Here is a 16766-nt window from a genome sequence, read left to right as displayed (position 1 = left end):
GAATCCCGGAAAGGACCACATCATGGCTGACACCCCCGCCGAGGGCGGCTACGTCGAGCAGGGCTGGGAGAAGGTCGCCGACGCGTTCCGCGCGAACTTCGCGGACCACCCCGGCGAGATCGGCGCGGCGTGCAGCGTCTACGTGGCCGGCCGGCCCGTCGTCAACCTGTGGGGCGGCCTCGCCGACCGCGAGGCGAACCGGCCTTGGGGTGAAGACACCATCGCTCAGGTCGCCTCCACGACGAAGGGCGCCACGGCGATCTGCGCCCACCTGCTGGCCCAGCGCGGCCGCCTGGACCTGGACGCCCCGGTCGTCGAGTACTGGCCGGAGTTCGGCGCGGCGGGCAAGGAGGAGATCCCGGTGCGCTGGCTGCTGTCGCACCAGGCCGGCCTCCCGGTCGTCGACGGGCCGCTGACGTTCGAGCAGGCGTGCGCCTGGGACCCGGTCATCCACGCGCTCGAAGCGCAGAAGCCGTTGTGGGAGCCGGGCACCCAGCACGTCTACCACGCCGTCACCTACGGGTTCCTGGTCGGCGAGGTCGTGCGCCGGATCACCGGCAAGTCGCTGGGCACGTTCTTCGCCGAGGAGGTCGCCGCCCCGCTCGGGCTGAGCGCGTGGATCGGGCTGCCCGAGGAGCACGAGCCGCGGGTGGCGCGGTTCGAGGACGCCGCGCCCTTCACCGTCGAGGAGCTGCTCGCCGGGATGATCGCGACGACCGGGCTGGACGCGGACACGGTCACGCGGTGGGTCGAGTCGATGTGGACGCCGGACGCGATCCAGATGCACGCGGGTGTCCTGGGCGGCGCCCTGGACCCCACGACGGGCTACTTCCGCACGCGGGCCTGGCGGGCGGCGGAGTTCCCGGCCGCGAACATGGTCGCGGACGCGCACTCGCTGGCGCGGATGTACGCCGCCACGGTCAGCGAGGTCGACGGGCTGCGGCTGCTCGACCCGGCGACCGTCGAGACGATGACCGCCGTCCAGACGGACAAGACGACGATGTACGGCGTGCCGGCGGGCCTGGACCTCCCGGCCGACCGCTCCTTCAACGTGTCCCTCGGCTTCTGGCGGGCCTGCCCGCCGCTGCCGATGGCCGGGCCTGGCTCCTTCGGCCACCCGGGTTCCGGGGGTTCGATCGCCTTCGGCGACCCCGACGCCGGTGTCGGCTTCGGCTACGTCACGAACCTCTGGAACTACCGGCCCGACGACCCGCGGGCGGCGAACCTCGCCAAGGCCGTCCGGGCCTGCCTCGGCTGAGGAGTCACCGGAGGGCCACAAGGGCGGCGGCGACGCGGGCGACAGCCTGGTCGTCGTCGTGGGCCAGCTGCCGCAGGGCGTCGTGCGCGAGGGGCGGCGGCAGCTCGGCCAGTGCCTGGGTCAGGCGGATCCGCGCCGCCGAGTCCGCGGTGCCCGCCAGCTCGCCGGCGATCGCGCTCATGACCTCGTCCGCGCGGCCGTGGTCGGTGGCCAGCGAGCTCAGGACCTCGGCGGCCTCGACGTCGTTCGTGCCCTCGACGACCATGCCGGCGAGGATCGGCACCGCCGCGCTCCCGCCCCGGCCGCCCGCGGCCAGCGCGGCCCGCCGGCGCACCGCCGGGTCCGGGTCGCCGAGCGCGCCCACGAGCGCCGACGTCGCTTCGTCGCCGGGCAGCTCGGCGATCGCCAGGACCGCGCGCCGCCGGACGCCGGCGTCGGGCGAACGCAGGCCGGCGGCCAGGCTCGCCACGCCGTCGCCGCCGGCCCGCGCGAGCGCCCACCGGAGCGCGCCGGCCACGTTCGGGTCGGACTCGGCGAGGACGGCCTTGGCCAGCACGTCGGCGGGCACCGGGCCGTCCTCGGCCGGGGCGAGGACGGCCTGCTGCCGGCGCGCGGCGTGGGGCGAGTCGAGCCCGTGCAGCAGCTCGACGACGCGCAGGACGTCCGGCCAGCCGTCGGGCGCCGAGGCGTCGATCGCCCGGAGCCGTTCGAGCAGCTCCTGTTCGCGCTTCAGCCGGTCCTCCGTGCGCCGGATGAGGTCTCCGACCAGCACGGACGGCGGGAAGTCCTGGTCCGCCAGCGCGGTCCCGATCTGCCGCAGCGACAACCCGAGGGACCGCAGGCCTTCCACGTGGAAGATCCGGCGGATGTCCGCTTCGGAGTACTCGCGGTAGCCGCCCACGGTGCGGCCGGTCGGCCGCACCAGCCCGAGGGAGTCGTAGTGCCGCAGCATCCGCGTGCTCACCCCGGACCGGCGGGCCACCTCGCCGATCAGCACGCCGCTCCCCCGGCGCGCTCCGGACCGAGCGCGACGACCCGCTTCGCCTCGTCGACGGCCAGGTCGAACCCGGCATCCGGGTCGTGCAGGAGCCGCTCGGTCGCCCGGGCGTGGGCGCGCACGGCCGGGTCGGCCGCGGCCACCGCCGTCCGCAGGACCGGCTCGATCACGTCCCCGAGCGCGACGAGGGCCCGGCTGAGGCTCAGCCGCGTGTCCCGGTCGCCGCGCCCGAACTGGGCGGCCAGCTGTCGTGCCAGGGCTTCCCGGCCGTCGTCGGGCACGAGGACGACGGCGGCCCGCCACGCGCTGCGTTTGACGTCGTCGTCGGCGTCGTCGAGCAGCACGGGTGTGATCGCGGGCCACGCGGTCCGGTCGCCGATCTTGGACAGCGTGTGCAGCGCCTGGCTCCTGGCCTGCGCACGCTCCGAACGGAGCTCGGCCAGGAGCCGGGGAACGGTCTCCTCGGCCGGCAGCCGGGTCAAGGCCCAGGTGAGCATGTCGCGCACGAAGAAGTCGGGCTCGACCGCGCACCGGGCGACGAGGGTGCCGACGAGGCCGGGGTCGGCGTGCGTGCCGGCCGCGAGCGCCGCTTCCAGGCGGGTGGACGAGTTGCCGGCCGCCAGCGCGGCGAGCAGGCGTGGGTCCTGATTGTGGTTGATGGGGATCACCTCCTGCCGCCAGTGAAGACCTTGTCACAGTGTCAAGGTCAAGCGACGGCAGGCGCCTCAGCCGAGACCGTTCAGGTGAATGTCGGCGAGGCCGGTGCGGACGAGCGTCGTCCGGCCGGCCGGGAAGGCGTACGCCTCCGCCTCGCCCCGGTACACCGCCACGAGCTCGCCGTCGCCGCGCCACCGCGTGTCCGCCAGGCCCGCGACCTCCGGGATTTCGCTGTACCCGGTGAGGTCGAACTCGCCCGCCGCGTCGCCCGTCAGCCGGGTCGTGCGCGTTGCCCGCTCCGACGCGTGGCCGGACAGTGCCAGCGACTCCACCCAGCCCTCGATGCTCGCGTGCAGCGGGGCCCAGTGGTCACCGTCCAAGCCGAACTCGCCGGCCGGGCCGATGACGAACCCGTAAGGCACTGCCGCGCGGGCGGCACCCGCGTCGAAGAGCCAGCCGGTTCCCGGTCGCCGGTAGGGGAAATCGGCGCCGAAGAACCGCGGGCCACCGTCGTAGCAGGGCGCCGGCGGGAGGGAGATCCCGCCCCAGCGGTCGTGGAACGCCATCGCCCGGCCGATCTGCTCGGCCGGGAACCCCGCGCGCAGCCAAGGTTCCCGGACCGGCTCGAGCGAGCCCGTGTCGAGCCGCACGCCGTGCCTGGCCACGAAGTCCCGCGCGCGGGCACTCAGCTCGGCTCCCGGCACGGAAAGGTCCACGCGCCCACGCTGGCGCGGAACCGTCCACCCGGGAGCCGCGCGCTCCCGGGTGGACGGTGGTCTCAGCTCACCTGTACGTCGATGCAGCTGTAGAACGCGTTCGTCGTGTCCGCGATGTTCCACACCGCCAGTACCGTCTGGCGGCCCGTGTGGTTGCCCAGGTTCACCTGGTGCGACACGGTTTGCGGCGGCTGCTGGTTGTTGCCGCTGATGTCGGCGACCTTGTCGTTGCCGATCCAGTACTCGTAGTTCGCCGTGCTGTGGCGGGCCGTGAAGGTCCACGTGAACGTCGCCGTGCGGCCGACCGGGGAGGCCTGCCAGCCCTTGCTGTTGTCGTTCAGCTCGGCGAACTGGGAATTGCCGCCGTTGCAGGACTTCAGCCCTTTCGGGCCTTCGACGCTCTGGGGCTCGTACTTGATGTTGCCGCAGGCCACCGTGCCCTGTGCGCACTGGGCTTGACGGCTCGCCGGGGCGTTGACGTAGCCGTGCGCGCTCGCGATGCCGGCGGGGTTCAGCACCACCAGGACCGGCGCCAGGAGTGCGCCCGCCGCGGCCGCGACCAGTTTGCGGTTCATACCAGCTCCTTCGGGGACAGGCTCGCTTCCCGGGTACGACGAACTCGCGGCAGGGGGTGCCCGCCGCGCCGGGAAGGGGGTTCGAGCGAAGGAAAATTGTGGTCTAGACCATACGGCGAATCGGACACGAGGTCAACAGATGGCAAAGTCTGGGTTCATGTTGGTAAGACGCCAACTGTCACTCGATGTTCCGGCCAGCGGGACCCGCCGGGGCGACCAGGCCGCACCGCGCGCCGCGCCTGCCTCTAGGATTCCGCCGGTGACCACCTACGACGACACGTTCGAGCACCTCGACGCCTCGGCCCTGCCGGAGCGGCAGCAGAAGATCCTGGTCGTGATCCGCGACTGGGTGGTCCGCCACGGCTACTCCCCCAGCACCCGGGAGATCGGCGAGGCCGTCGGCCTGCAGTCGACGTCGTCGGTGTCGAAGCACCTGGCGAGCCTGGAGGACAAGGGGTTCCTGCGCCGCGGGGCCACGGTGTCGCGCCCGATGGACGTCCGCGCGTTCCTGCACGGCAGCGCGCCCGCCGGGGACGCCGACTCCGTGCCCGTGCCCGTCGTCGGCGACATCGCCGCCGGCACGCCGATCTCCGCCGTGGAGCACGTCGACGACGTCCTCAAGCTGCCGCGCGACCTCACCGGCCGCGGCACCGTCTTCGGCCTGCGCGTACGCGGCGACTCGATGATCGACGCGGCCATCTGCGACGGCGACATCGTCGTGGTCAAGCAGCAGACCGAGGCCCACTCCGGCCAGATCGTCGCGGCGATGATCGACGAGGAGGCGACGGTCAAGGTGTACCGCCGCCGCGACGGCCACGTCTACCTCGAGCCCCGCAACCCGGCCTACGCCGTCATCGACGGCGACCGGGCGGCGATCCTGGGCGTGGTCGTTTCGGTGCTGCGGAGCGTCTGACCCGCTTCACCAGGTGACCGGCAGCTCGTAGACGCCGTACACGGACCCGTCGTGCTTGAACGGGATCCGCTCGACCCCGGTGGCCAACGCCAGCGTCGGGATCCGGCGGTACAGCGTGCTGTAGACGACCTGCAGCTCAAGCCGGGCCAGTGGCTGGCCGAGGCACTGGTGGACGCCGAACCCGAACGCGACGTGCCGGCGCGAGTCGCGGGTGACGTCCAGCCGGTCGCCATCCGGGAAGACCGCCGGGTCGCGGTTGGCGACGTCGTTCGCCATGATCAGGCCCTCGCCCGCGCGGATGGTCTCGCCGGCGACTTCGATGTCTTCGAGCGCGACGCGGCGGCGGCCGTTGTGCGTGATGTTCAAGTACCGCAACAGTTCCTCGACCGCCGACGCGACCAGCGCCGGGTCGGCGGACTCCCGCAGCAGAGCCAGCTGGTCCGGGTGCTCCAGCAGGGCCAGCGTGCCGAGCGCGATCATGTTCGCCGTCGTCTCGTGCCCGGCGATCAGCAGCAGCACGCCCATCTGCGCCGCCTCGGTCCGGGACAGCTCGCCCGCGTGAACGCGGGTGGCGAGCCCGGACAGCAGGTCGTCGGCCGGGGCCGCCAGCTTTTCCCCCAGCAACCGGTCGAGGTAGCCGACGAGCGCCTGGTGACCGGCCGCCCGCTCCTCGGGCTTCGCGTCGCGCCGGATGATGACCTTGCTGTTCTCCTGGAAGAAGTCGTGGTCGGCGTACGGCACGCCGAGCAGCTCGCAGATCACCAGTGACGGCACCGGCAGCGCGAACGCCTCGACGAGATCGACCGGCTTCGGGCCGGCCAGCAGCCGGTCGATCTGCTCGTCGACGATCCGCTGCACCGCCGGGCGCAGCGCGGCCGTGCGGCGGATCGTGAACGGCGCGGTCACCATCTTGCGCAGCCGCGCGTGTTCCGGGTTGTCCATCAGGATGAAGCTGATGCCGGTGCCACCCTTCGGCAGCGGGGCCGGGCTCGGGTAGCCGGGCCGGGTGATGTCCGCGCTGACGCGGGGATCGGCCAGCAGCGCCCGCTGCTCGGCGTAGCGCGTCACCAGCCACGGCGTGCTGCCGTCCCACAGCCGGACCCGTGCGAGCGGCGCCTTCGCCTGCAGCGCGCGGGCCGCGGGCGGCGGGTCGAACGGGCAGCCGGCGGCGCGCGTCATCGGGAACTCGGGGATCTCGGCGGTGCTCGTCATCGTTCCTCCGCGGTGGCCGTCAGTTCGTGATCAGTCAACCGAAGACTGCTACGCTAAGTCAAGCGACTGATTTAATTCGGACATCCCCACGGAGGACTCCTCGTGCCCGACCCGTCCACGCCCGCCGGAGAGGCGTCGCCGCGCGCGAACCTCGTCGTCGGGGTCCTCGCGCTCGCGGGCATCACCGTCTCGCTGATGCAGACGCTGGTCATCCCGCTGATCCCCGCCCTGCCCGGGCTGCTGCACGCCTCCGCGGCCGACGCCACCTGGGCGATCACCGCCACCCTGCTCGCGGGCGCGGTCGCGACGCCGACCATGGGCCGGCTCGGCGACATGTACGGCAAGCGGCGGATGCTGCTCGTCAGCCTCGGCGCGCTCGTCGCGGGCTCGGCGATCGGCGCGCTGTCGGACACCCTCGTGCCCATGGTCATCGGCCGGACGCTGCAGGGGCTGGCCGCCGGCGTCATCCCGCTCGGGATCAGCATCATGCGCGACGAGCTGCCCGCGGAACGGCTCGGCTCGGCCACGGCCCTGATGAGCGCGTCGCTCGGCGTCGGCGGCGCGCTCGGCCTGCCCGCGGCGGCGCTGCTGGCCGAGAACGCCGACTGGCACGTGCTGTTCTGGACGGCGGCCGGCCTCGGCCTGGTCGTCACCGCACTGGTCGTCGCGCTTGTGCCGGAGTCGCCGGTACGCACCGGCGGCCGGTTCGACGTCCTCGGCGCGGCCGGGCTCTCGGTCGCCCTGGTGTGCCTGCTGCTGGCCATCTCGAAGGGCGCCGACTGGGGCTGGGGCAGCGCGGCCACGCTCGGCCTCTTCGGCGCGGCGGTGGTCGTCCTGCTGCTGTGGGGCCGGTGGGAGCTGCGCACGCCGCGGCCGCTGGTCGACCTGCGGACCAGCGCGCGGCGCCAGGTCCTGCTGACGAACATCGCGTCGGCCGTCTTCGGCTTCGCGATGTTCGCGATGTCGCTGGTGCTCCCCCAGCTGCTGCAGCTGCCGGCCGCCACCGGGTACGGCCTCGGGAAGTCGATGCTGGTGGTGGGCCTGGTGATGGCGCCGTCGGGGCTGGTGATGATGGCGCTGGCGCCGGTGTCCGCGCGCATCACGGCCACGCGCGGCCCGAAGACGACGCTCATGCTCGGCGCGGTGGTCGTCGCCGCCGGGTACGCGCTCGGCATCGTGCTGATGAGCGCGACCTGGCACCTGGTGCTGGTTTCGTGCGTCATCGGCGCCGGCATCGGGCTCGCCTACGGCGCGATGCCCTCGCTCGTGATGGGTGCCGTTCCGGTGTCGGAGACCGCGGCCGCGAACAGCCTGAACACGCTGATGCGCTCGATCGGGACGTCGGTCTCCAGCGCGACGGCCGGACTGGTCCTCGCGCGGCTGACCGTCCGGTTCGGACCGGTGGAACTGCCTTCGCAGAACGGGTTCCGGCTCGTGCTGGGCATGGGCTCGGCCGCGGCGCTCATCGCGCTGGGCGTCGCCGCCTTCCTGCCCAAGCGCTCGCCGGTGCCGGTGCCGTCGAATCCGGAACCCGCCGCCGTGGGCCGCTGACCGCGGGCCCGGCGGTCGATTCGCTCGAGGCGGCGGCCGAGCGGCCCGGTCAGGACCGGGCGGCCACGCCGTCGAGGTGCAGCACCCCGTCCGTGTGGTGCGCGGCGACGAACTCGGGCCCCTTGGTCACGAGCCGCGCGATCGCCGTCGCGTGGCCGTGACCGAGGCCGTGCTCGGTCTTGAGCCACGCGACGACATCGCCGTGCTTGGTGAGGCTCTTCTCCGCGGCGAGGCCGAGGAAGGCGCGCGGGGTGATGCCGGTCTGTCGCTCGGCGTTGTCGAGGTAGGCCTGAAAAGACATAGGTGGCTCCCAGTCCGGACCGAAGGTTCATCGGTCTCTCGTGCTTGCCACCAAGGTCTCACCGACAACTTTTCTTGTCAAGCCTTCTTCGCGGCCACCGCCAAGGTCGTGTACTCGAGGGTGAAGCCACCGCCGAGCGCGTCGATGGCCGCGCCGACGCCGCCGAGGACGTCGGCCAGCGCGTCCGGCGCGAGCCGCGTCAGGCCGCCGGTAGTAGGCAGGAAGTCGAGCCATTCGTCGCGGGTGTAGGTCCGTTCCCACGCGAAGGACCACCGCTCGGGCTCACCGAAGCAACCGGATTCGCGAACGCCGTCGGCGAACTTGGCGAACATGACTTCGTAGAGTTCGGCGGCGGTTCTGGACTCCCCCGCGAACGGCGAATCGGGCAGCACCCGCCGGATGCCGGCGGCAAGAGCTTCCGCCACCGCGACGGGCGGCTGGAACACATGCGCGAACAGGGCAAGCAGGCCACCAGGCCGCAGGACACCAGCCGCCTTGACGGCACCGGCCACGGGATCGACCCAGTGCCAGGCCTGACCGGCGACGACGGCATCGAAGGTCCGCCCCGCACTGTCCCAGTCCTCGAACGTCGCGACCTCGACATCGACGCCGGTCCCGCGAGCGAAGTCGGCCATCCGCGAATCGGGGTCGACGCCGAGCACCCGGCAGCCGGCGGCCCGGAACTGCCGGGCCTCGATGCCGGTGCCACAACCGACGTCGAGGAAGTCACGACCAGGACTTTCATCGACAACCCGAGCGACGAGTTCGGCGGGATACTCGGGACGGGCGCGGTCGTAGCGTTCGGCGTCGATCCCGAAGGATTCAGCGAGGGCACGAGCTTCGTGAGACTGAGTGGGCATGCGCCCACTCTAATGGGCAAGCGCCCACTACGGCAACCGCGCGGGCGTTCGCGGAGGGCGTACCGCAGAATGAGGGCATGCCGACCGGTGTCCACTTGCGCGACGTTCGCAAGCAGCTGTTCGAGGCGGCGGAGCGGGTCTTGCTCCGCGAGGGCCCGAACGCCCTGACGAGCCGGGCGGTGACGGCCGAGGCGGACGTGGCGAAGGGCGTACTCCACCGGCACTTCACGGACTTCGACGAGTTCCTGGCGGAGCTGGTGAAGGAGCGGATCGCCCGCCTGAAGGACCAGTCGGCCCTCCTGCAGGCTTCAGCGGGAACACGCACGGTCGCCGAGAACGTGATCGACGCCCTGGCGGAGCTGTTCGACCCGGTGTCCCTGGGCTTGATGAGCTTGACGTTCTTCCGCGACGAGCTGCGCAAGCGCCTACGGCACCAAGGAAACGGCCTCCCCCTCTTGGTGGAGGCAAGAGAGATGCTGTCGGCCTACCTGACGGCAGAGCGCGCCCAGGGCCGCATAGCGGCGGACGCGGAGGTGGAGTCCCTGGCCCTGTCTCTGATCGGAGGAGGCCACCTACTGTTCGCAGGCCGCAAGAAGCACACGCTCCCAGACCCAACAGAGCTGCAAAAACTGGTGAACACAGTCATCGCAGACGCACTACAACGAAGGCTCTTGTAAGAAAGTCCACTAAGGACAAACCGCCGCCCGACAACGAAACGAGACCACACGCAGGGGTCCGGGGGCGTGCCCCCGGCGGGGTGTGGGGGCTCGGCCCCCACAAGACACAACGAGAGGGTCATGTTCGCGCATTCCGCGAACACGACCCTCCCAACCATCTCGTGGGCGATACTGGGATCGAACCAGTGACCTCTTCGGTGTGAACGAAGCGCTCTCCCCCTGAGCTAATCGCCCGCGGTACGGACTTCCACGAGTTCCCGGGGGTGGGCTCGTGGTGCGCGATACTGGGATTGAACCAGTGACCTCTTCCGTGTCAGGGAAGCGCTCTCCCGCTGAGCTAATCGCGCGCTGCGGAACTCCGTACTTGCTGAAGCATATCGGACGGTTTCGGAGCGTCAGCGGGGGGTCCCCTGTGACGGCGGGCACTGCGGAAACCGCCGTGACACGAAGGCGACGGAACGGGCAGACTGCAAGGAGACCGCCTGCCTTCGCCGGCGGCCGCGCCCGATCAGGAGAGCTTTCGCCCCGATGACCGACACCGTGTCCACTCCGCCCGCCGACCTGGATCGCGCTCCGGCGCGGCCGGGGCTCCTCATCGGGGTCCTGGTGCTGTCCGCGTTCGTGATGATCCTGAACGAGACGATCCTGAGTGTCGCGTTGCGTGACCTGACCGTCGACCTGCGGGTGCCGACGACGACCGTGCAGTGGCTGACCAGCGGGTTCCTGCTGACGATGGCGGTGGTGATCCCGACGACGGGGTTCCTGCTGGAGCGGTTCTCGCCGCGGCAGGTGTTCTTGTTCTCGCTGTCGGCGTTCAGTCTCGGGACGTTGCTGTGCGCGCTCGCGCCGGGGTTCGGGATGTTGATGGCGGGGCGGGTGGTGCAGGCGTGCGGGACGGCGGTGATGCTGCCGCTGCTGATGACGACCGTGATGCGGCTGGTGCCGCCGGAGCGGCGGGGCGCGACGATGGGGACGATCACGATCGTCATCGCGGTGGCGCCGGCGATCGGGCCGACCATCGGTGGCGCGGTGCTGTCCTCGCTGGGCTGGCGCTGGATGTTCTGGATCGTGCTGCCGCTGTCGGTGGCGGCGCTGGTGACCGGTGCGCTGCAGCTGCGGCTGGACAGCGAGACGCGGCGGGTGCCGTTGGACGTGCCGTCGGTGCTGCTGTCGGCGATCGGGTTCGGCGGGGTGTTGTACGGGTTGTCGTCGAGCGGGGAGCAGGCCGGGGCGGAGCCGCTGGTGCCGGCGTGGGTGCCGATCGTCGTGGGCGTGGTCGCGCTGGTGGTGTTCACGTGGCGGCAGCTGCGGTTGCAGCGCCGGGACCGCGCTCTGCTGGACCTGCGGCCGTTCACGCACCGGAGTTTCGTGGTGGCGCTGGTGCTGACGGCGCTGCTGTTCGTGTGCCTGATCGGCGCTGCGGCGATCCTGCTGCCGCTGTACCTGCAGACGGTGCTGCACACGAGCACGTTCGTGAGCGGGTTGGCGGTGCTGCCGGGTGGGCTGGTGCTGGGACTGCTGGGCCGACCGGTGGGGGCGCTGTTCGACAAGGTCGGCGCGCGCCCGCTGGTGATCCCGGGCGCGGCGGCGATGGCGGTGTCGCTGTGGCTGTTCACGACGCTGGGGGCGGGTTCCCCGCTGATCGCGGTGATCGGGATCCACGTGCTGCTGATGGCCGGGCTGGGGCTGATGATGACGCCGCTGTTCACGGAGTCGCTGGGCGTGCTGCCGGACCACCTGTACTCGCACGGGAGCGCGATCCTGTCGACGCTGCAGCAGGTGGCGGGCGCGCTGGGGACGGCGGTGTTCGTGAGCGTGGCGACGCTGTGGAGTTCCGATGCCGCCGCCACGGGTCCGGACGCGTCGGGGCTGCGGGCGGCGTTCGTGGTGGCCGGGGTGATCGGCTTGCTGGCCTTCGCGGGGACTTGGTTCATCCGGAAGTCGACGCCGGGGGCGACGGCCGCGCCGCACCACTGACGGCGAGCGAGGCGGCCGGGAGGGCTCGCACCCACTGCGGAATGTAGTGAATGACTCATTCATGTCACCTGGCGACATGAATGAGTCATTCACGTCGGCCGCGGGACCGTCCACTGAGGACAAAAGTCCCGCTTCCGCTCGGCGAAGGCTGGGGGGAACCTGCGAGCGGAAACGGGAGTTCGGGGCCGGTACGGGGGTCGCCTCGCGGCGAAAGGCACTACACGGCTCCGGACGAACCAGTGTTCCGTGAAGGCGAGGGGTGAGGCCCGGGGACTCCTCCGTACCGACACCCTGTACAACGCCACGAAGACGCCGGTGTTCCCGACGTGACGGGGCTCATGCCAGCATCCGCCCCAGCAGGACGCCCAGCCGGTTGCGGTCGGCGGTTCCCAGCCCCGACGTCAGCGGGGCCATCCCCCGCCCCACCTCCGCCGTCAGTTCGCGAGCCAGCGCGACGCCCGCCGGGGTCAGGCTGACGCGCACCGAACGGCCGTCGTCGCGACTCGCCTCGCGCGCGACCAACCCGCGGCGGACCGCCCGGTCGACCAGGCCGCTCACCGACGACCGGTCCAGGCCCAGGTGCGTCGCCAGCTCCGCCATCTTCGGCGTGCGGTCGCGCAGGATGCCCAGCACGCGCAGCTGCGTCAGGGAAAGCTCGTGCGCCGCCGCCACCTGGCTCAGCACCGCCATCACCGCGAAGGACACCTGGGCGAGGTTGTCCAGCACGTCGTCGGGTTCGGTCATGGCGTCGAGACTACCTTGAACTAGTTGGTATTGCCATCTAAAGTAGTGGGCAATCCCAACTAACAGGAGCCGTCATGCGCGCAGCTGTCGTCACCGAGTTCGGTACTCCGCCCACCTGCCGGGACGTCGCCGATCCCCAGCCCCGCACCGATGACGAGGTCGTCGTCGACGTCCTCGCCGCCGGGCTGCACCCGCGGGTCCGCTCGCAAGCCGGCGGCACGCACTACACCGGAGAGGGTGAACTTCCGCTCGTCCCCGGCATCGACGGCGTCGGCCGAGACGAAGACGGCACGCTGCGGTACTTCGTCCTGCCCGACACGTCGCTGGGCTCGATGGCCGAGCGGACCGTGGTCGACGTCAGACGCAGCGTCGTCCTGCCCGAGGACGCCGACTCTGTCACCGTCGCCGCCGGGATGAACCCCGCGATGTCCGCGTGGATCGCCCTGCGCCGGCGGATCGAGTTCACCGCCGGGCAGGACGTCCTGGTCCTCGGCGCCACCGGGAACGCGGGCCGCCTCGCCGTCCAGGTCGCGAAGCACCTCGGCGCGGGCCGCGTGATCGCCGCCGGCCGGGATCCGGAGCGGCTCGCCGCGGTCGAGGCGGACGAAACCCGAGCTTTCGGCGAACTGGGCAAGGCCGCCGACGTCGACGTCGTCCTCGACTACGTCTGGGGCCCGCCGACCACCGAAGCCCTGCGCACGATCGTCACCGAACGCGCCGACCGGGGCCGCCCGCTGACGTGGGTGGAGATCGGTTCGGTGGCGGGGCCGGCGATCGAACTCCCGTCGGCCGCGCTCCGGGCGGCACGCCTGCAGCTCGTCGGCAGCGGCCAGGGTTCGGTGCCGACCCGGGACATCGTCGCCGAGCTGCGGGCGCTCGTGCCCGAAATCGAGAGCTTCCGCATCGACGCGCGTCCGGTGCCCCTCCAGGACGTCGAAAGCGCCTGGCGGGACACCGGAAGCACTCAGCGCGTCGTCGTCACTCCTTGACCTTCGGCGTCGCCCGCACGCCGGAGTGCAGGTACCGCTCCCCCGTCGGCAGCTCGTAGAACGTCACCGACACCCAGCCGCGCATGCCCGCCGGGCTGTACGCGAAGTGCGCCGGGCCGACCGGCACCAGTTCGTCTTCGGTCGTCGGCTCCGGCACCAGCTCGGCGAGCGGGCCGGTGACGGTCTGCCGGATCCACAGCTTCCCCTCGCGGATGAGGACTTCGGTGCGGACCGACTCCCGCTCGTAGACGCCGAGGAACTCCGAGGCGTCGACGTCGGGAGCCGGCACGGCCGGTTCGAGCGGCTGCGGCATGGCGACGCCGGCCAGCTCGGCGAAGATCTCGCGGTAGAGCTCCTCGTACAGGTCGTGGGTGCTGCCGCCGTTGGTGAGCAGCGTGACCGCCAGCCCGTGCCCGGGCAGGATCCGCAGGAACGCCGCCTGCCCGATCGTGTTGCCGTCGTGGCCGTACACGCGGTGGCCGTCCCAGCCGAAGCGGATCCAGCCGAGGCCCCACGAATCGCCGAGGGTGTCCTTGTCCGGCATTTCGAACTGCTCTTCGGTCATCGCCTGCGCGGACTCGGCCGAGAGCAGGCGCGAGCCGTCCGGGCCGAGGCCGCCGGTCAGGTGCAGGCGGGCGAACGCCAGGACGTCGTCGGTCGACGCCGTGATGAGCCCGGCCGGACCCGCCGAACGCTGCAAGCCCCACACCGGCGCCGGCTCGGGCTCGGCGTCCCCGGCCGCGACGTGGCCCATCGCGGCGCGCTGCAGGAGCGCCTCCTCCGGCAGGGTGCTCGTGCGCTTGAGGCCCAGCGGGGTGAACAGCCGCTCGCGCAGGGCCGCGTCCCAGGTCTTGCCGGTCAGCTTCTCGATCACCCGGCCGACGAGCACGAACCCCGAGTTGCAGTAGGACAGCGTCGCGCCGAGGGGGTGGGTCTGCGCGGCCTGGTCGAGGATCGCGACGTACTTCTCGAGGCAATCGTCGCCGCGGCCGGTGTCGGTGAAGACGTCGCCGTCGATGCCGCTGGTGTGGGTCAGCAGGTGCCGCAGCGTCACCTTCTTCGTGACGTCGGGGTCGGCCAGCCGCAGCTCGGGCAGGACGTCGACGATCGGCGCGTCCAGCTTCAGCAGCCCTTCGTCGACCAGCTGCATCGCGACGGTCGCCGTCCACACCTTGGTGATCGAGCCGATCTGGAACACCGAGTCGTCGGTGACCTCGACACCGGTCGCCTTGTTCAGCACGCCGTGGCTCACCTGGACGACCTCGTCGCCGTCGAGCCGCAAGATACCCAGCGCCGCGCCGGGGACGCGGTGCTTGCGCGCGAGCTCGGCCAGTCGCCGTCGCCAGTGCGCGGCGTCGAGCGGCACCCGCGCCGGCTTGCCCGGCTCGCCCGCGTACTGCTCGACCCAGTCGACGACGCGACGGTTGAAGTCGACGCGGTGCGACGGTTTGCCTTCGAGGATGAACAGGTGCGACGCGCCCGGGTAGAGCACCAGCCGGGTGGGCACGCCCTGCTCGCGCAGCGCGGTGAACCACTGCTCGGCCTGTCCGACCGGGCACCGGTCGTCTTCGGCGCCGTGCACGACCAGCGTCGGCGTGCGCACCTTTTCCACCTGCGCCAGCGGGGAAAGCGCCGCGTAGTGCGCGCGGTTCTCCGACGGGACGGCACCGAGTTCGGCGACGCCGAGGTAGTGCCCGCTGTCGGACGTGCCCGCCATGCTCACCGGATCGCTGACCACCCCGCCCGCGACCGCGGCGGCGAACCGGTCGTCGCGGCTGGTGAGGTAGCAGGTCATGAAGCCGCCGTAGCTGTAGCCGGTCACCGCGAGCCGCCGCGGGTCCGCCACCCCTTCGGCGACCAGGTCGTCGAGCGGCTCGAGGAAGTCCTTGGCGTCGGCCACGCCCCAGGCGCCGACGGCGGCGGTCAAGAACGCTTCGCCGTAGCCGTCGCTGCCGCGCGGGTTGAGCAGCAGCACCGCCCAGCCGCGAGCGGCGAGCTCCTGGTGGTGGACGTGCACGGCGTCGGCGGTGCCGTTCCACGCGTTGTGCGGGCCGCCGTGGATGTCGAGCAGCAGCGGGAGCGGGCCCGTGCGGGCGGGGTCACGCAGCAGCCAGCCGTGCACGACCGTGCCGTCGGAGACGGTGAATTCCCGCTCCTCGCGGGTGAACAGCTCGATCTCGGCCGGGCCGTGGGCGGTGTGCACCCGCGCCGCTCCCCCGGTGACGTCGACGGTCGCGACCTCGCCGAACGACGTCGGCGTCGTCAGCACGACCGCCGCGGTGGTCCCGGCGACGCTCAGCCCGTCCACGGCGGTCCCGGCCTCGCCGAGGACGCGCCGCGGCTCGCCCCCGGTGACGTCGACGGCGTACAGGTGCGTGCAGCCGCGGTCCCGGACGCAGAACAGGACCGTCGAGCCGTCGCCGGCGAGCTGCGGGACCGCGCCGGGGTAGCCCGGGCCACCCGGCATGACGTTGCGGTCGAGCGACGCGGCGAGGTCGACGGTCTCGCCGCCGTCCAGCGGCACGCGCAGCAGCCCGAGGTGGCCCGGCGCGGTGTCGGAGCGGCCGATGACGAGCAGGGCTTCGCCGTCCGCGGTCCAGGTGACGGTCCCGGCCATGCCCTCGGCCGAGCCGGCCAACCGCGGTTCGGCGGTGCGGTCGCCGGGGTCGAGAACGTAGACGCCGGACCGGAACGTGAGGTCGGCGTCGGCGTCGCGCGCCGCCGGGAAGGCCAGCCGGCCGCCGTCCGGCGACCAGGCCGGGTCGCCCGCGTGCCAGTCCCCCGCCGTGACCCGCCGGACCTCGCCGGTGGCGACGTCGAGGACGTGGACGTGCTTGCGCAGCGTGCGCAGGAGCCCGGCGCCGTCGGCCTTGAAGTCGAGGCGGTCGGCGACCACCGGGGCGCTGGCGCGGCGGCCCTGCGCGCCGTCGTCTTCGCCCTCTTCGGCGGCGAGGTCGATCGGGGCGCTGAAGGCGATCTCGGCGCCGTCGGGCCGCCACACCGGGGTGCCGGCGCCGAGCGGCAGCGTGGTGACCTGCTCGGGCTCGCCGCCGTCGGCGGGCAGCAGCCACAGCTGCGCCGGGCCGTCCTGGGCGCGCAGGAACGCGATCCGCGTGCCGTCCGGCGACCACACCGGGGCCGCGTCGGCCCGGCCGCGGGTCAGCCGGCGAGCCTCACCGCCGTCGGTGGCGACCTGCCAGAGCGAGCGGGTGTCGGTGTCCTTCTCGCGGTCCGCGGTGCGCACGGCGTAGACGATCCGGGCGCCGTCGGGCGAGATCGCCGGTTGTTCGGGGAACTCCAGGGCGTACAGGTCGTCGGTGCCCAGACGTCGGGTCATGC

General features: G+C 72.2%; 15 protein-coding genes and 2 tRNA genes. 6 read left to right on the top strand and 11 right to left on the bottom strand.

Features of this window, described 5'->3' with window-relative positions:
* The first annotated feature begins 22 nt into the window (after positions 1 to 22).
* Positions 23 to 1258, top strand: a complete 1236-nt coding sequence (locus ABFJ78_RS10615; RefSeq protein WP_436385719.1) for a serine hydrolase domain-containing protein — start codon at positions 23 to 25, stop codon at positions 1256 to 1258.
* Between the two features lie 4 nt (positions 1259 to 1262).
* Here ABFJ78_RS10615 and ABFJ78_RS10610 read toward each other — a convergent pair whose 3' ends face one another.
* From ABFJ78_RS10610 to ABFJ78_RS10595, 4 genes are all read right to left on the bottom strand, one after another.
* The gene (locus ABFJ78_RS10610; RefSeq protein ID WP_436385718.1) at positions 1263 to 2255 is read right to left on the bottom strand and encodes a HEAT repeat domain-containing protein; all 993 of its coding nucleotides are present in this window, start codon (positions 2253 to 2255) and stop codon (positions 1263 to 1265) included.
* Positions 2249 to 2923 (bottom strand): HEAT repeat domain-containing protein, encoded by a 675-nt coding sequence (locus ABFJ78_RS10605; RefSeq protein WP_436385717.1) that lies wholly within the window; start codon positions 2921 to 2923, stop codon positions 2249 to 2251. Before ABFJ78_RS10605 ends, ABFJ78_RS10610 begins: the two co-directional genes overlap by 7 nt.
* A gap of 57 nt (positions 2924 to 2980) precedes the next feature.
* Complete coding sequence (locus tag ABFJ78_RS10600) at positions 2981 to 3628, bottom strand: hypothetical protein (protein WP_436385716.1); 648 nt, start codon at positions 3626 to 3628, stop codon at positions 2981 to 2983.
* A gap of 62 nt (positions 3629 to 3690) precedes the next feature.
* Complete coding sequence (locus ABFJ78_RS10595) at positions 3691 to 4203, bottom strand: lytic polysaccharide monooxygenase auxiliary activity family 9 protein (protein WP_436385715.1); 513 nt, start codon at positions 4201 to 4203, stop codon at positions 3691 to 3693.
* A 259-nt stretch (positions 4204 to 4462) separates the two neighbouring features.
* Here ABFJ78_RS10595 and lexA point away from each other — a divergent pair, with 259 nt between their 5' ends.
* Positions 4463 to 5116 (top strand): transcriptional repressor LexA, encoded by a 654-nt coding sequence (gene lexA / locus ABFJ78_RS10590; protein WP_372666354.1) that lies wholly within the window; start codon positions 4463 to 4465, stop codon positions 5114 to 5116.
* Positions 5117 to 5122: 6 nt separating this feature from the next.
* Here lexA and ABFJ78_RS10585 read toward each other — a convergent pair whose 3' ends face one another.
* The gene (locus ABFJ78_RS10585; protein ID WP_436385714.1) at positions 5123 to 6328 is read right to left on the bottom strand and encodes a cytochrome P450; all 1206 of its coding nucleotides are present in this window, start codon (positions 6326 to 6328) and stop codon (positions 5123 to 5125) included.
* Positions 6329 to 6430: 102 nt separating this feature from the next.
* Between ABFJ78_RS10585 and ABFJ78_RS10580 the strand changes: the two genes are divergently transcribed.
* Positions 6431 to 7879 carry an MFS transporter gene (locus tag ABFJ78_RS10580; protein ID WP_436385713.1) on the top strand — a complete coding sequence of 483 codons (1449 nt, stop codon included), beginning with the start codon at positions 6431 to 6433 and terminating at the stop codon, positions 7877 to 7879.
* 49 nt (positions 7880 to 7928) lie between these two features.
* Here ABFJ78_RS10580 and ABFJ78_RS10575 read toward each other — a convergent pair whose 3' ends face one another.
* The gene (locus ABFJ78_RS10575; protein ID WP_436385712.1) at positions 7929 to 8180 is read right to left on the bottom strand and encodes a DUF4287 domain-containing protein; all 252 of its coding nucleotides are present in this window, start codon (positions 8178 to 8180) and stop codon (positions 7929 to 7931) included.
* 77 nt (positions 8181 to 8257) lie between these two features.
* The gene (locus tag ABFJ78_RS10570) at positions 8258 to 9040 is read right to left on the bottom strand and encodes a class I SAM-dependent methyltransferase (RefSeq protein ID WP_436385711.1); all 783 of its coding nucleotides are present in this window, start codon (positions 9038 to 9040) and stop codon (positions 8258 to 8260) included.
* A gap of 77 nt (positions 9041 to 9117) precedes the next feature.
* On the opposite strand from ABFJ78_RS10570, the gene ABFJ78_RS10565 reads away from it, so the two are divergent.
* Entirely contained in the window at positions 9118 to 9717 is a 600-nt protein-coding gene (locus ABFJ78_RS10565) for a TetR/AcrR family transcriptional regulator (protein ID WP_436385710.1), read from the top strand.
* A gap of 162 nt (positions 9718 to 9879) precedes the next feature.
* Here ABFJ78_RS10565 and ABFJ78_RS10560 read toward each other — a convergent pair.
* Together ABFJ78_RS10560 and ABFJ78_RS10555 are read right to left on the bottom strand one after the other, a co-directional pair.
* A tRNA-Val gene (locus tag ABFJ78_RS10560) sits at positions 9880 to 9951 on the bottom strand.
* Between the two features lie 38 nt (positions 9952 to 9989).
* Positions 9990 to 10064 (bottom strand) — tRNA-Val (locus tag ABFJ78_RS10555).
* A 181-nt stretch (positions 10065 to 10245) separates the two neighbouring features.
* Here ABFJ78_RS10555 and ABFJ78_RS10550 point away from each other — a divergent pair.
* Positions 10246 to 11694, top strand: coding sequence for a DHA2 family efflux MFS transporter permease subunit (locus tag ABFJ78_RS10550; protein WP_436385709.1), 1449 nt, complete (start codon positions 10246 to 10248; stop codon positions 11692 to 11694).
* Positions 11695 to 12030: 336 nt separating this feature from the next.
* On the opposite strand, the gene ABFJ78_RS10545 is transcribed toward ABFJ78_RS10550, so the two are convergent.
* Positions 12031 to 12438, bottom strand: a complete 408-nt coding sequence (locus ABFJ78_RS10545; protein WP_436385708.1) for a MarR family winged helix-turn-helix transcriptional regulator — start codon at positions 12436 to 12438, stop codon at positions 12031 to 12033.
* 74 nt (positions 12439 to 12512) lie between these two features.
* Between ABFJ78_RS10545 and ABFJ78_RS10540 the strand changes: the two genes are divergently transcribed.
* Positions 12513 to 13427 carry a quinone oxidoreductase family protein gene (locus ABFJ78_RS10540; protein WP_436385707.1) on the top strand — a complete coding sequence of 305 codons (915 nt, stop codon included), beginning with the start codon at positions 12513 to 12515 and terminating at the stop codon, positions 13425 to 13427.
* Here ABFJ78_RS10540 and ABFJ78_RS10535 read toward each other — a convergent pair.
* A complete protein-coding gene (locus tag ABFJ78_RS10535; RefSeq protein WP_436385706.1) occupies positions 13417 to 16764 on the bottom strand; it encodes a serine hydrolase in 3348 nt (1115 codons plus the stop codon). The genes ABFJ78_RS10540 and ABFJ78_RS10535 overlap by 11 nt on opposite strands.
* Positions 16765 to 16766 lie beyond the last annotated feature (2 nt).

The organism is Amycolatopsis sp. MEPSY49 (genome assembly GCF_051337345.1).
Classification (GTDB): Bacteria; Actinomycetota; Actinomycetes; order Mycobacteriales; family Pseudonocardiaceae; genus Amycolatopsis.
Note: the sequence above shows the minus strand (reverse complement) of the source record. Positions and strands in the feature narration are given on the sequence as shown.